The 13815-nt window shown below is 70.2% G+C and carries 16 protein-coding genes; 10 read left to right on the top strand and 6 right to left on the bottom strand.

Translation table 11 applies throughout. From position 1 onward, the window contains the following. Positions 1 to 148: 148 nt before the first annotated feature. A complete protein-coding gene (locus ASC91_RS16585) occupies positions 149 to 835 on the top strand; it encodes a long-chain N-acyl amino acid synthase (RefSeq protein WP_157281690.1) in 687 nt (228 codons plus the stop codon). On the opposite strand, the gene ASC91_RS16580 is transcribed toward ASC91_RS16585, so the two are convergent. The 3 genes from ASC91_RS16580 to ASC91_RS29495 all read right to left on the bottom strand — a co-directional run bounded on the left by ASC91_RS16580 (position 778) and on the right by ASC91_RS29495 (position 3193). Further along, a complete protein-coding gene (locus ASC91_RS16580; protein WP_056198770.1) occupies positions 778 to 1272 on the bottom strand; it encodes a hypothetical protein in 495 nt (164 codons plus the stop codon). The genes ASC91_RS16585 and ASC91_RS16580 overlap by 58 nt on opposite strands. A 57-nt stretch (positions 1273 to 1329) precedes the next feature. Next, complete coding sequence (locus tag ASC91_RS16575; RefSeq protein WP_056198768.1) at positions 1330 to 2829, bottom strand: phosphatidylserine/phosphatidylglycerophosphate/cardiolipin synthase family protein; 1500 nt, start codon at positions 2827 to 2829, stop codon at positions 1330 to 1332. A gap of 142 nt (positions 2830 to 2971) precedes the next feature. Then, on the bottom strand, positions 2972 to 3193 hold the full coding sequence (locus ASC91_RS29495) for a hypothetical protein (protein ID WP_157281688.1): 222 nt from the start codon (positions 3191 to 3193) through the stop codon (positions 2972 to 2974). A gap of 174 nt (positions 3194 to 3367) precedes the next feature. Here ASC91_RS29495 and ASC91_RS16570 point away from each other — a divergent pair, with 174 nt between their 5' ends. Together ASC91_RS16570 and ASC91_RS29490 are read left to right on the top strand one after the other, a co-directional pair. Beyond that, on the top strand, positions 3368 to 4852 hold the full coding sequence (locus ASC91_RS16570) for a sigma-54 dependent transcriptional regulator (protein ID WP_056198765.1): 1485 nt from the start codon (positions 3368 to 3370) through the stop codon (positions 4850 to 4852). 61 nt (positions 4853 to 4913) lie between these two features. After that, positions 4914 to 5207: a hypothetical protein gene (locus ASC91_RS29490; protein WP_157281686.1), complete on the top strand. Its 294-nt coding sequence runs from the start codon at positions 4914 to 4916 to the stop codon at positions 5205 to 5207. Here ASC91_RS29490 and ASC91_RS16565 read toward each other — a convergent pair. Next, positions 5102 to 5986 (bottom strand): DUF2334 domain-containing protein, encoded by an 885-nt coding sequence (locus tag ASC91_RS16565; protein ID WP_082532732.1) that lies wholly within the window; start codon positions 5984 to 5986, stop codon positions 5102 to 5104. The genes ASC91_RS29490 and ASC91_RS16565 overlap by 106 nt on opposite strands. Then, complete coding sequence (locus ASC91_RS16560; protein ID WP_056198758.1) at positions 5983 to 7215, bottom strand: glycosyltransferase; 1233 nt, start codon at positions 7213 to 7215, stop codon at positions 5983 to 5985. The genes ASC91_RS16565 and ASC91_RS16560 overlap by 4 nt, the downstream gene beginning before the upstream one ends. Before the next feature lie 52 nt (positions 7216 to 7267). Between ASC91_RS16560 and ASC91_RS16555 the strand changes: the two genes are divergently transcribed. The 3 genes from ASC91_RS16555 to ASC91_RS16545 all read left to right on the top strand — a co-directional run bounded on the left by ASC91_RS16555 (position 7268) and on the right by ASC91_RS16545 (position 10790). Further along, positions 7268 to 8350 (top strand): DNA topoisomerase IB, encoded by a 1083-nt coding sequence (locus ASC91_RS16555; protein ID WP_082532731.1) that lies wholly within the window; start codon positions 7268 to 7270, stop codon positions 8348 to 8350. 73 nt (positions 8351 to 8423) lie between these two features. Next, positions 8424 to 9596 (top strand): glycosyltransferase family 1 protein, encoded by a 1173-nt coding sequence (locus tag ASC91_RS16550; RefSeq protein WP_056198755.1) that lies wholly within the window; start codon positions 8424 to 8426, stop codon positions 9594 to 9596. A gap of 72 nt (positions 9597 to 9668) precedes the next feature. Next, on the top strand, positions 9669 to 10790 hold the full coding sequence (locus ASC91_RS16545; RefSeq protein WP_157281680.1) for a putative zinc-binding metallopeptidase: 1122 nt from the start codon (positions 9669 to 9671) through the stop codon (positions 10788 to 10790). Between the two features lie 164 nt (positions 10791 to 10954). Here ASC91_RS16545 and ASC91_RS16540 read toward each other — a convergent pair whose 3' ends face one another. Beyond that, positions 10955 to 11401 (bottom strand): two-component system response regulator, encoded by a 447-nt coding sequence (locus tag ASC91_RS16540; RefSeq protein WP_056198749.1) that lies wholly within the window; start codon positions 11399 to 11401, stop codon positions 10955 to 10957. Between the two features lie 113 nt (positions 11402 to 11514). On the opposite strand from ASC91_RS16540, the gene ASC91_RS16535 reads away from it, so the two are divergent. From ASC91_RS16535 to ASC91_RS16520, 4 genes are all read left to right on the top strand, one after another. Then, the gene (locus tag ASC91_RS16535) at positions 11515 to 12030 is read left to right on the top strand and encodes a hypothetical protein (protein ID WP_056198747.1); all 516 of its coding nucleotides are present in this window, start codon (positions 11515 to 11517) and stop codon (positions 12028 to 12030) included. Continuing rightward, positions 12027 to 13007 carry an SDR family oxidoreductase gene (locus tag ASC91_RS16530; protein WP_056198744.1) on the top strand — a complete coding sequence of 327 codons (981 nt, stop codon included), beginning with the start codon at positions 12027 to 12029 and terminating at the stop codon, positions 13005 to 13007. Before ASC91_RS16535 ends, ASC91_RS16530 begins: the two co-directional genes overlap by 4 nt. 106 nt (positions 13008 to 13113) lie before the next feature. Next, positions 13114 to 13383 carry a GlsB/YeaQ/YmgE family stress response membrane protein gene (locus tag ASC91_RS16525; protein WP_056198742.1) on the top strand — a complete coding sequence of 90 codons (270 nt, stop codon included), beginning with the start codon at positions 13114 to 13116 and terminating at the stop codon, positions 13381 to 13383. Between the two features lie 33 nt (positions 13384 to 13416). Further along, complete coding sequence (locus ASC91_RS16520) at positions 13417 to 13809, top strand: YqjD family protein (protein ID WP_056198739.1); 393 nt, start codon at positions 13417 to 13419, stop codon at positions 13807 to 13809. Positions 13810 to 13815 lie beyond the last annotated feature (6 nt).

The raw sequence follows: 13815 nt of genomic DNA, 5'->3' as shown, positions 1-13815 counted from the left end.
AGGGCGCGGTCGTTGTCGCATTTCTCGGCGACAGGGAAATCCCTGATCCCCCCGATTTAGATGTATCGGTCTGTGAGCTTCAATGAAATGCGTCATTTCAATCCCTAGACTCCGCCGCTCGGTGCGTTGGGCACCAAGGATGTAGTCGATGACGCCCATGTTCGAAGAAAGCCGCCGCACGCCGCTGAATCCCTTCGGCGGACCGCCGCTGGAGCTCAACAGCGATTTCGGAGCGCTGGAGGGTGACGCCTACGAGCTCGTCGAACGCCGTTACGGCGATCGCGGCCTGGCGGTGAAGCGGGAGACCTACACCAGCCGAAAGGAAGATGGCGACATCATCTGCACGGCGCGCAACGGCGACAACATCATCGGCACGCTGTCGGTGCGTTTTGACGGTGCCGGCGGCCTGCACGCCGACCTGCTCTTCGAATCCGAGCTGGCCGAATGGCGTTCCGCCGGCGTCAAGCTCTGCGAATTCGGCCGGCTGGCTGTGGACAAACATGCCTTCGAGCCCAAGCGGGTGCTGGCCCAGGTGTTTCACCTCGGCTATCTGCACGCCCACCGTCGCGCGCGTTGCGAGCGCCTCATCATCGAGGTCAACCCGCGCCACGTCGCCTTCTACCGTCGCTGGTTGGGCCTGCTGCCCTACACGGCGGCCCGGCACAACCCGCGCGTGAACGCGCCGGCTGTGCTGATGAGCATCGATCTGGCGACCGTGCGCGAGCAGATCGCGCTGTGGGGCGGCCGGCCTGAGCTGCTGACCCAGGCCCGTTGCCTTTATCCGTTGGCTTGGGACGAGGCCACCGAGGCCTCCATGCTGGCCAAGTTGAGCTGAGCGGTCAGCAAGGTCCGCCCTGGCGCCATGCCAGCCAGCTGCTCCGCGGCAAGCGGCGCAGTGGCGAATTCCTGCTGCAGGCGTTGCAGCAGATCATCACGATCCGGCGGCGGCGCACCGCAGGACGTGCGTGCCGCGATGGCACGATCCAACGCCCCTTCCAGACCATTGCATTGCACCGAGAACGAGGTGTGGTGAGGCTGACCATGCTGGTCGGTCCAGGTGGCCACGACGCGCAGCACCGGTCCGATCGTGCGTGTCACCCATTCAAAGCGTATGCCGGCGGTGCGTGTGCGGCTGCGCCGCATCAGCCGGCCCGTGCTGCTACCGCCCGGCCGGCGTGCGCGCTCCAGGCGCATGTCGTTCAGGAAGCGCCCGGCCGCGCCCATGGCGGTGGCTTCGGTCATGGAGGAAGTGCCCATGAGGTCAATCGTCATCGCAGAACTCCGAGTTGCTGAATAAACCCGCCGGTCTGTGGCAAACGGGATGCCAGCTCAAAGCAATGGCTCCACCAGGCGGGCAAATCCCTGCAGCAGGCGCTGGCCCAGGCCGCGCTTGGCCCATTGCGCCGCGTCGATGCGCTGAGATACCTGCAGGTCGCGGGCGAACAGCGCCTGCATCTGCTGGCCGAAGTCGTCGCCGAGGACGATGACGTCGACCTCGTTGTTGCCAACGATGCTGCGCCAGTCGAGGTTGCTCGAGCCGACGCTGGAATAAACGCCATCCACGACGGCCGTCTTGGCGTGCATGACGGACTCCGTCATTTCGTGGATCTGCACGCCGGCTTCCAGTAGCTGGGCATAGCGCGAACGCGCGGCGTGCAGCACCATGGCGACGTCGCTGCGGCCCGGCAACACGAGGGAGACGGCCACGCCGCGGCGGGCCGCGTCGCACAGGGCCCGGATGAGCTCGGGCCCGGGTGCGAAATAGGCCATGGTCAGCTGCACGCTGCGCTGCGAGGCATCGATGGCGTGCAGCAGCGCCGTGTAGCTGGGGTTGATGCCATTGGCCGGATCGCCCGCCACCAGCTTGACGACGCGCTGCCCGGGTGTGGCCACACTGGGCGGCGGGGCGGGCGCCAGTTCGCCGGGGCAACCCTGCAGGGCCCAGGATTCGCGGAACAGCACGGCCAGGGCCGACACCACGGGGCCGCGCAGCTCCACCTGGGTGTCGCGCCAGCCCTGCTTGTCGGCGTCGGCCGGCGGCTGTATTGGCGCACCCTTCGCGCTGCGCGCTGTCCCGCCAGGCGGGAGCGGAGCCCCTTCGGGCGGCCGGGCGGGGCCCCTGCGGCGGGCGCTGCTGAAGGAGCCTTCGGCGTAGACGTTGCTGAGGTTGATGCCGCCGGTGAAGGCCACGTCGCTGTCGGCGGCCAGCATCTTGCGGTGGTTGCGCTGCAGCACGCCCCAGTGGCCCGGTCGCTCCAGCGGATTGATCGGGTTGAAGGCGCACACGGCGACGCCGCCCTTGCGCAGGCGGTCGAAGAAGGCGCCATCCGTGCCCATCGAGCCCAGGCTGTCGTACATCAGCGCCACGCTGACGCCCTCGGCGGCCTTGCGCAGCAGCAGCTCGCCGATCTCGGCGGCTACGCCCTCGTCCTCGATGATGTAGAACTCCACCAGCAGGCGGTGGCGGGCGGCGGCGATGGCCGCCTTCATTGCTGCAAAGGTGGCGGGGCCGTCGACCAGCAGCTTGGCCGTGTTGCCGCGCAGCAGCTGGGTGTCGCCCCTGGCTGCCAGCGCGCCGAGATGGCGTTCCAGCAGCGCGCCATTGCCCTCGTCGCGCACCCGGGCCAGGTCCCTGGCCTCGACGGCATCGGAGACGGGGCCGTCACGGCCCTGCAGGGTGACGCGGTCTGCGGTCAGGCGCGCCGACGCTGGCTGCACCTGACGTTCCTGTTCCAGCAAGGTGCCGCAGGCCACCGTGCCCGCCAGGGAGAACACCACCGCGAGGGCCCAAGCCCAGCCGCCGAGGTGCCAGCCGCGAGATTGCTTCATGAGGCCCGCCAATGCACCAATGTTGAGCTTGCAGGGCAGGCGGTGTGCCCGCCCAGGCCCAGCTTGCAGAAGCCGGTGAGGTCAAGCGGCTGCAGGGGGCGGAGCAACCGGTAGAAGTTGCAGCAATGCTGGCGGCACGACCTCAGGCGTCGGTGGGCGTCGGGCGACCGCCTTCGCCTTCCCAGGTTTGCACGGCGACCGGTGCTCGCGCCGAATGGGCCCTGCGACGGCGGTGGTGGTGGCCATGGCAGGCTCGCCAGGCCAGCACGAGCACGGCACCCAGTGCCAGCGCGTCCAGCAACCGCGTCAACGAGAGACCGGCGGGATCATGGCAATCAGCGTCTTGTAACAAGGGGTTGCTCATGGGCGGGCATAACGTTACGGTGGGCGGCCAGCTGAGGGCAGCTGGCATGCCTGACGGGGATTACTGGTGGATACACGCCCCGGCCGGGCAAAGTTTTTCTGACGGGGGTGGAATGTGTTGAAAATGACTGCTCCCGTAGCGCCTGGGTCACCGTAACAAAGCTGGAAGGAAACGATGCCGCATGCCCTGGTAGTGGACGATGACCATGATTCAGCCGCCTCCCTGCGCGAGTTGATCGCGGGCGAGCAGTTCACCGTGGCGGTCGCTCACAACTTGCGCGATGCGCGCAAGCAGCTCTCGCTGCAGCAGCCCGACATCCTGCTGCTGGACCTGCGCCTGCCCGACGGCAATGGCATGGACCTGCTGGCCGACCCCAAGCTGGTGGCCAATTCGGAGGTCGTGCTTTGCACTGGCCACGCCAATCTGGAGACCTCCATCCAGGCGCTGCGCCTGGGGGCGGCCGACTATCTCGTCAAGCCCGTCAACCTCAAGCAGTTGCAAGGGGTGCTGTCGCGCATCATGAAGCCGGCGACCCTGCAGGCCGAGGTGGAGGATCTGACTGCCAATCTGGACGAGTCCGGTCATTTCGGCCATCTCTGGGGCCGCAGCGCGCCGATGAAGCGCATCTACGAGCAGATCTCGCGCGTGGCGGGTACCAGCGTGTCGGTCTTCATCACGGGCGAGTCGGGTACCGGCAAGGAGGTGGTGGCGCAAACCGTGCACGACCTCAGCCGCCGTCGCAAGCGCCCCTTCCTGGCCGTGAACTGCGGGGCCATCAGCCCCAACCTGATCGAGAGCGAGATCTTCGGCCACGAGAAGGGCAGCTTCACCGGTGCCGAGCGCCAGCACCAGGGCTTCTTCGAGCGCGCCAGCGGTGGCACTCTCTTCCTGGACGAGATCACCGAGATGCCGCTGGAGCTGCAGGTCAAGCTGCTGCGCGTGCTGGAGACCGGGCGCTTCATGCGCGTGGGCAGCACCACCAGCCAGGAGACCGACGTGCGCATCGTCGCGGCCACCAACCGCCTGCCCTACCAGGCGGTGGCCTCGGGCAAGTTGCGCGAAGACCTGCTCTACCGCCTGAACATCTTCCCGATCGCGCTGCCGCCGCTGCGGGACCGCATCGCCGACATCCCGCTGCTGGCCAACCATTTCCTGGCCGCCATCAGCGAGCAGGAAGGCACCGTGCGCCGCTTCTCGCCCGAGGCGCTGGCGACCTTGGTGGGTTACCCCTGGCCGGGCAATGTGCGCGAGCTGCGCAATGTCGTGCAGCGCGCTTATGTGATGGCCCAGGGCGAGCTGATCGATGAGACCTGGCTGCCCGGCAGCGAAGAGACGGGAGTCACTTCGACTTGGGGAGGCCAGGGGCCGCAAGACCTGCCAGTGGCATCGCCGGTCGGTATCCCGCCGTCGCCTGCTCGGCTGCCCGAGATGCTGAACGCCGATGCCGACATGCCCTTCATCACCCTGCCCATCGGCTCCAGCGTGGCGCAGGCCGAACGCGCGCTGATGCTGGCCACGCTGCGCCACTTCAACCACCACAAGGAACGCACAGCTGCGGTGCTGGGGATCAGCCTGAAGACGCTGTACAACCGGCTGAAGGAATATGCAGCCGAAGGCAGCGCGGCTGCGGATCTCGGCGGCCCCCCGCAGCGCGACTGAGCGCGGGCACGGCGCGCGGATTGCCCCCACTGCATTCCGACACTCTGATGAAGGAAGCACCATGGGTCACGCAGATTGGGTTGACGATGCGGCCGATGCTTCGCGGCATGGCCTGCAGAAGGCGCAGAACGCCGCGCGGCGCGGCCTGGACCATCTGGCCGACGGCGTGAGCGAAGCGCGCGACGCCATGGCGCCGGTACTGCGCAACATGCGCTCCGGCGTCTCGCAGGTTCGCGAGCGGACCGTGGGCTATGTGCGCGACGAGCCGGTGCGCTCCGCCCTCGTTGCGGCGGCGGTCGGCACACTGGTGTTTGCGCTGTGGCACCTATTGAGCTCGCGCAGCAGCTCCCGCTGATGCCCCGCTAGCACCCGCGCCATCTGCGCCGCCTCGGCCAGGCGCAGCGGCGTGCGCGTGCGCAGGGCCTCGTCGAGCAGCCGCGTCCAGCAGCGCACCACGGCGCGGTGATCCGCGTCGCCCGGATGCAGCTCCAGGCGCAGCAGCGGCGCCTCGCGGGCGCGGCGCGCCTGCAGGCTGTTCCAGGCCAATGACAGCCCGCGGCGCCAGGCCGTGCGTGTGCTGAACACCAGGCTGGGCGCCGGCAGCACATGCCGGTGTGGCAGGGCGATGACCTCGGTCAGCGTGCAGGTGTGGCGAAAGCCTGCGTCGGCAACGGCTTGCAGCGCAGGTGGGGCGAGCAGCCAGGCCGGCGCGACGAAGCCGTCCATGGGCAGACCGTGGTCGCCGGCCCAGGTACGGCCCTCGCGCAGCCGTTGCATGGCCTGCGGGTGGGACAGGGCGGCAAACTCGCCCTCGCCCGCCGTGTAGTGGCGGCGTAGCAGATAGTCGCCCAGGCCGCGCAGCGGCGGGCCTTCGTCGCTGTGGGTGAGGCCGTGCAGCAGCAGTTCATGGCCGGCGCCGGCCATGCCGCGCAACCAGCGCAGATAGCGCGGCGGCACTTCCGCATTTCCGTGCATGCGAGGCACCACGAGCAGGGACAGCGGCAGCCGCACGCCGGCATGGCTGGCACAGCGGCGCAGTTCAGCCAGCACGCGCAGGCAGCCGTCCCAGCGCGCCGGTGACACGTCGTGCAGCACGACGCACACGGCGCCGGCCGCTCGGGTCGGCGCCGTCAACGCTGGCGTGCCAGCCGATTGGCCAGCGGCAGAGCCGGGTTGCGGGCCGGCGCAACCAGTGTGGGCTGGCGGCCGAGCAGGGCGGTGTAGCGCCGCGTCATCTGCGCCATCACGTGCGGCCAGTCCTGCGCTTGGGCGCGCGCCAGGGCGTTGCGGCGCTGAACCGCCTGGTTGCCGTCCAGGCTGGCGTCCATCGCTTCAGCCCAGGAGCCGGCCCGCGGCCGGTCCACCAGCAGTCCCGCTTCGCGCGCCAGTTCGGCCAGGCCGCCGGCACTGGCGACCACCACCGGCGTGCCGCAGGCCATGGCCTCGAGCACACCCAGGCCGAAGGTCTCCTGGTCGCCGGCGTGCACGTAAGCATCGCAGCTGGCCACCATGCGGGCCAGTTGCCGGCTGTCGTGTTCCGGCGGCAGCACCAGCACCTGTTCGCCAAGCGGCGGCGCCGGCCCGTCGCCCACGGCCAGCAGCACATGGCCGCGCCCCAGCAGGGCGACCGCATCGGCCAGCAGCTGCAGGTTCTTCTCCAATGCGAAGCGGCCGGTGTAGATGAACAGGCGCGTATCCGGCGCCAGGCCGTGGTCGCTGCAAAACTGCAGCCGCCAGGCGGCGTCGCGCGCGCAGGGCGTGAAGGCCGAGCAGTCCACGCCCAGGGGCTGCAGCGTCACGCGCGGCACGCCCCAGGACTGCAGCAGCTGCACCATGCCGCTGCTGGGGGCCATGACGAGATCGAAATGGCGGTAGAGGTTGACCAGATAGCGCCGGGCCCAGCGCTCGGCGCCGCGCCCCAGGCGTGTGCCTTCGGGGCCGCCCGCCAGGCGCGCCGCCAGCTGGGGCAGGTTGCTGTGGCAGAAGGCCACGGCCGGGATGCGCAACTGCTCCGCCGCGGCCAGCGACGCCCAGGCCAGTACATAGGGGTCGGCGGATTCGACGATGTCGGGCGCGACGAATTCGATCTGCCGCAGCGCACGGCCCCGGCCCAGCACCATGCGGTAGCCGCCGCTGCGGGGCAGGGGCATGCCGCCACAGTCCACCATGCCGGGACCCTGGGCGCCGGGCGCGATGACCGTGTGCCGCCAGCCCAGCGGGCGCAGCCGCTCATGCTTGGCCGTCAACACGCGCCGCACGCCGCCCGTGGCGCCCCAGAACATCGATACATCCAGCAGATGGGGGCCCGCACCAGGACGCGTCTCCTGGACCTGCTGCTCGGGCACGGCGTGGTTCGCATGCATTGCGGCGCGGAGGCAATCGGCATGCCTGGCACGTCGCCTGCCTGGGCACGGCATGCCCAACCCGCCGTCATCCCGGGCCCCGGAGGTTCGCCAGGCGCGCCAGGCCGGCCTGCGCTGGCTCAGCGATACGGGTCCCGGCATCCGCCGCGAGCCGGCGACTTCCGGCGGCTTCCAATACCGGGACGCCCGCGGCCGGCGTGTCCGTGACGACGCCACGCTCGCGCGCATCCGCAAGCTGGCCATTCCACCGGCCTGGCAGCAGGTCTGGATCAGCCCGCATGCCGACAGCCATCTGCAGGCCACCGGCCGCGATGCGCGCGGGCGCAAGCAATATCGTTATCACGCCGACTGGATGGCCGACCGCGGCCAGACCAAGTTCGACGGCCTGCTGCGCTTTGGCGCTGTGCTGCCACGGCTGCGCCGACGCGTGCAGCGCGCGCTGGCGGGGCAGGGCGAGCCCACCCGCGAGCGCGTGCTGGCCACTTTGGTGCGCCTGCTGGACACCACCTGGCTGCGCATCGGCAACAGTGCCTATGCGCGCGAGAACGGCTCCTACGGCCTGTCGACGCTGCGCAACCGCCATGCCGGCGTGCAGGGTGACGCCATCCGGCTGTCCTTTGTCGGCAAGAGCGGCGTGCGCCACTCGGTCAGCGTGAGCGACCGCCGTGTCGCCCGCATCGTGCGCCGCTGCCGCGAGCTGCCCGGCCAGGAGCTGTTCCGCTATCTCGACGAGGGCGGCCAGACCCATGCCGTCGACTCCGCGGACGTCAATACCTGGCTGGCCGAGGCCGCCGGCCGGCGCGTGACGGCCAAGGACTTTCGCACCTGGCATGGCAGCGTGCTGGCCCTGCAGTTGACGCTGCAGGCCTGTGCCGAGGGCGCCGAGCCCTGCCGGCCGCAGCAACTGCTGGCAGCCGTGGCCAAGCGCCTGGGCAACACCCCAGCGGTTTGCCGCAAGGCTTACATCCACCCCCGCGTGCTGGCCCTGGGCGACGCGCTGGGCGATGAGGCGGCCCGCGCCGCGCTGCGCGCCCAGCCGTGGGCGGCGGCGCCTTCGGCCCGGTCCGGCCTGAACGCCGCCGAGCGCCAGTTGATGGCCCTGCTGCGCTCCCGGGCGGCCGCTCGGTCGACCTGAGCAGCAAGGGCCAGGAAGGGGCGGGCATTCCACTTGCCATGACGGCGGAATGCAACAGCCGGAGTGAAGCGTCGTGCGCATCGCCTATGTCACCGAGACCTTTCCGCCGGAGATCAACGGCGTGGCCCTGACGGCCGAGCGCGCCCTGCGGCATCTGCGCGACGTCGGGCACGAGGTGCAGCTGATCCGGCCGCGCCAGCCGGGTGAAGCGGCCCGCCGCGACGAGCGCGAATGGCGCTGCGGCGGCGGTCCCATCCCGATGTATCCCGAGCTGCGCTACGGCTTGGCCACGTCGGCGGGGCTGCGCGCGCTGTGGCGCGAATGCGGCGGTCCGCCCGATCTCGTACACGTGACGACACCCGGCCCGCTGGGCTGGGCCGCGTTGCGCGCTGCGCACGCCGAGGGCGTTCCCCGCAGCGCCGACTTCCGCACCAACTTCCACGCCTATTGCGGCCACTACGGCCTGGGCTGGCTGGAGACCGTCGTGCTGGGCTATCTGAAGCGCCTGCACGGCATGGCCGACCTCAACTTCGTGCCGACCGCGGAGCTGCAGCGTGAACTCGCCGCCCACGGCTTCCAGCGCCTGCGGCTGCTTGGCCGGGGCGTCGACGCCAAGCTGTTCTCGCCTGATCGCCGCGACCTGCGGCTGCGCCGCGAATGGCGCATCGGCAACGATCACCGCGTCATGCTCTATGTCGGCCGGCTGGCGCCGGAGAAGAACGCGAGCCTGGCGTTGCAGACCTTCGAGCGCCTGAGCGCCCGCCGTCCGGGGCTGCGCATGGTGGTGGTCGGCGACGGCCCGCTGCGCGCGAAGCTTGAGCGCACTCACTCGACGGCGCGCTTCGTCGGCATGCAGACGGGCCTCGCGCTGGCCCGCCACTACGCCAGCGCCGACGTCTTCCTCTTTCCCAGCCAGACCGAGACCTTCGGCAATGTGACGCTCGAAGCCCTGGCCAGCGGCCTGGCCGTCGCCGCGTTCGACACCGGCGCCGCCGCCCAGCATGTGCGCGACGGTGTCAGTGGCTGCCTGGCACCGGTCTGCCAGGGCCTGGACGCCGCCGATGCCTTCCTGGATGCGGCCACCCGCGCCCTGGATGCCTCCGCGCCCGACGGCCTGCTGCGCATGGAAGCGCGGCTGGACGCCCTCCAGGCCGACTGGGGCAGCGTGCAGCGCCGCTTCGAGCAGCAGCTGCTGCAACTGGCTGCGGCCGCCCGGACCGTGCCGCGCTATGCCGCCCTGGCTTGATGCCGATCGCCTGCGCAGCGCCGAGCTGGACCTGCGCGTAACGGCTGGCCTGATGCTGTGCTGGAGCGCCTGGTGAGCTCCGTTGCTGCCACGCGGCACGCCGTGCCATCGCCGACGACGCCGCGGGCGTTCAGCTGCGCCTGCGGCCGGCCGGTGTTCTTCCGCAACAGCGAATGCCTGGCCTGCCACCGGCCACTGGGTTATGCCCCCGCTCGGGGCCAGTTGCTGGCGCTGGAGGCGGCACCGCGCTCAGGCCGCGGCGGCTGGCGCGAGGCCGGCGTGCCGGCACGCCGCGCGCCCCGCTACGCGCGCTGCGGCAACCTGGACAGCGCGGCCGCATGCAACTGGCTGCTGGACGTCACGGAAGTGATGGCCGGCTTGACGCTGTGCCGCTGTTGCCGGCTGACGCGTACCGTGCCGGACCTGTCCCAGCCCGAAGCCGGCCTTTGGTGGGGGCGCATCGAAGCGGCCAAGCGCCGCCTGGTGTCGTCGTTGATCGGCCTGGGCCTGCCGGTGCTGTCGCGCGCCGAGGATGCCGAGGAGGGCCTGGCCTTTGACCTGCTGCTGGCGCCACCCGAAGGCCCGGCCGTCATCACCGGCCATGCCGACGGCGTCATCACGCTGGACGTGTCCGAGGCCGACGACGCGCGCCGCGAGGCCCGGCGCCACCAGCTCGGCGAGCCCTACCGCACGCTGCTGGGCCATCTGCGCCACGAGACCGGCCACTACTACTGGCAGCGCCTCGTCGAGCCGACGGACTGGCTGCCCGCCTGGCGCGAGCTCTTCGGCGACGAGCGCGAGGACTATGGCCAGGCGCTCCAGCGCCACTACGCCAACGGCGCGCCCCCCGACTGGGGCCAGCGTTTCGTCAGCGCCTACGCCAGCGCCCACCCCTGGGAGGATTGGGCCGAGACCTGGGCGCACTACCTGCACCTGGTCGACACGCTGGACACGGCCCGCAGCTTCGGCCTGGATGGCGAGCGCGTGGAGTTGAACTACGAGCGCTTCGACGCCAACCTGGTGGCGGATGCCGGTTTTCTGCAGCTCATCAACAGCTGGATGGAACTGACCGGCGTGCTCAACGAGCTGTCACGCAGCATGGGCGTGGCCGACTTCTATCCCTTCGTGCTGTCGGCGCAGGCGGTGCGCAAGCTGCACCTGGTGCACCGCGTCGTGCAAGGTGCTCGGTCATGAGGTTGGGCCGCCCACTGCTGTGCGCATTTTTCGCGCCCGGGCAGCGGCCCCGGCGCGGGGCCGCTGCCAGGCCTTAGTTGCGGCCGCGGCGCGGAGCTCGCGTGCCGTCCGCGGGCCGTGAAGACGGTTGCGTCATGCGGGCATGGCAGTGCCCGCGGCAGCTCTCAGCGCCAGTGCGGCGCCAGTGCGACCGGTGCCGGCCGGGTGTGCAGCTCAGGCAACTGCGGCGGCGGCGAGGGATGGGTACCCACCCGCGCATCCAGGCGAGCCAGCACCTCGTCGACATTCAGCGGCTTGGGCCACAGTTCGCAGAAGCCCCAGTCCTCGACCGGGAAGTTGACGTCGGCCGTCACGGCCACGGCTGGCACCGACTCGCAGCCAGGCAGCGCCCGCAGCAGGCCGAGCAACCGGCTGCCGTGGCAATCGGGCAGGCCCAGGTCGAGCAGCAGCAGGGCGGGGTGCAGGCCGGCCGCCATGCAAAGCGCCTCTTCGCCCGTGGTGGCGACGAGGAGCTCCAGCTGAGGCCGTCTTTCCAGAATCGCGGCCATCAACAGCGCATTGACCGGGTGGTCCTCGACATAGAGAACGGGTCGGCGGGCTGGGCTGGGCATGGGTCCTCCGGAATGAAAGCTCAGGCCTGGTGGCAATCCGCGTGCCCGGCGCCGCGATGCAAGCCGGGCACCGCCCTTGCCACTGACGGGCTCTCGCCAACCAGGGCCCATCTATGTCCACTTCCGCCGCCACCACCGACGCGCCGCGCAGCTTCGGCGTCTTCAAGCCGGTCGGCCACGTCGTCATTTCATTCCCCGAGGCGGGCCAGGCCGCCCGCGCCGGCCAGGCCATGGCCGACTTCGGCCTGCCTGACGGCGCGGTGCGCCACTACAGCGACCAGGAGATGCTCAGGCAGATCGACGAGGACATCGCCCACGCCAGCCCGCTCGCCTCGGTGGGACAGGAGATGAATCTCGTGCTCGCCCACCGCGCGCTCGCCGCCAAGGGCTACCACTGGCTGGTTGTCCGTGTCGCCAATGACGACCAGGCCATCCAGGTGGCCCGGGCCGCCCAGGGCTGCGGCGCCGAGCGCGCCCAGCACTATGGCCACTTCATCATCGAAGAGCTCATCGAGCGGCCCGGCAACATCGCCCAGGTCGCCGAATCGCCCGACCGCGGCCTGGACGCGCAGACGCCCTCGGGCAAGGAAACCGAAGCGGCCCAGTTGAAGAAGAAGGACCCACGATGACGACAGTCGACAAGACCCTCCAGACCCAGCGCGCCATCCAGAAGCGCCAGGACCAGGCCGATGCCGGGCAAGCCAAGCAGGGCAAGAAGGAAGAGGAGAGCGGCGCCATGCAGGCTGGCGCCCGCAAGCAGCCCGAAACCCTGCCGGCCCAGCATCTGCAAAAGCCCGGCCGCGAGGCCGACCTCGAACTCGCGCCGCGCTTCCTGGCACCCGACTACCGCGGCAGCGGCAAGCTGCAGGACTTCGTCGCCCTCATCACCGGCGCCGACTCCGGCATCGGTCGCGCCGTGGCGGTGTTGTTCGCGCGCGAGGGCGCCGATGTGGCCGTGGCCTACCACTCCTCCACCGAGGATGCCGAAGAGACTCGCCGCTGCATCGAGGCCGAGGGCCGCCAATGCCTGCTGCTGCAGGGCGACGTGAAGGACAGCCGCTGGTGTGAGGGCGCCGTCGACCAGGTCATGGAGCGCTTCGGCAAGATCGACGTGCTCGTCAACAACGCCGCCTTTCAGGAGCACGCCTCCTCGCTGGAGGATCTCGACGATGAACGCATCATGGAGACGCTGGACACCAACATCGGTGGCTATCTGCGCATGGCCCGCGCGGTGCTGCCGCATCTGAAGGCAGGCGGCTCCATCATCAACACCGGCTCGACGACCGGCCTGCGGGGCAGCGCCAAGCTCATCGACTACTCGGCCACCAAGGGCGCCATCCATGCGCTGACCAAGTCCCTGGCCAGCAACCTCATCGAGCGCGGCATCCGCGTCAATGCCGTCGCGCCGGGGCCGGTGTGGACGCCACTGAATCCGGCCGATTCGCCCGCCGACAAGGTGGCCGAGTTCGGCAAGCAGACCGACCTGAAGCGTGCGGCCCAGCCGGAGGAGCTGTCGCCGGCCTATGTCTTCCTCGCCGCGCCGGTCTGCGCCGGCTACATCACCGGCATCGTGCTGCCCGTGACCGGCAGCGTCGGCGCCATCTGAGCACGCGGCTGGCAAGCCCTGCTGCAAGTTCTTCCGCCGCCCGCAACGCGCGAGCGGCACCCCGTTTGCCTGATGCCGGTGACTTCACCTCGACCAGGAGCACACCATGAATCTGATTGTCTGGCTCATCTCCGGGGGCATCATCGGCTGGATTGCCAGCCTGCTGATGCGCACCGACGGCGAACAGGGCGTCATCCTCAACGTCCTGGTCGGCATCGTCGGCGCAGCCATTGGCGGCTGGCTGATCTCGCCCATGGTCGGCATTCCGAGCATCAATCAAGACGCTCTCAGCCTGGGTGCTCTCGTCGTGTCCCTGCTGGGCGCGGTCGTGCTGCTGGCGATCGTCAACCTGATCCGCCGCGGCACCCTGCGCTGAACCGTCACCCGCTTTCCAACCCCAAGGATCACCATGGCCACCACCACTGCCAATACGCCCTTCCCGACCTCGTCGGTCTCGCCCGCCACGCCCGCGCCTGCCGCAGCCGCCATCAACGACACGGCCGCCAAGGCCGGTGACGCCGTCGACAAGGGCGCAGCCGTCGGTCACGACGTGCTGAACCGCGTTGTGCAAGGTGCGCACAGCGCCATCGACCGCGTGGCCGAGACGGCCGCCCCCGCCGTGCAGCGTTTGCAGGACGGCGTGCAGGCCGCTAGCGAATCGCTGAGCCAGCGCGCCAGCGATGCGCGCGACCTGGGGGATGAATGGGCCGAGAGCCTGCGCAGCACCGTGCGCGAGCATCCGCTGGCCGCCATCGCGACGGCCCTGGCCGTCGGCGTGCTGGTTGCCCGGCTCGCCCGCTGAGGCGGC

Origin of the sequence: Pelomonas sp. Root1237 (genome assembly GCF_001425055.1) — a bacterium.
GTDB lineage: Bacteria > Pseudomonadota > Gammaproteobacteria > Burkholderiales > Burkholderiaceae_C > Pelomonas.
Note: the sequence above shows the minus strand (reverse complement) of the source record. Positions and strands in the feature narration are given on the sequence as shown.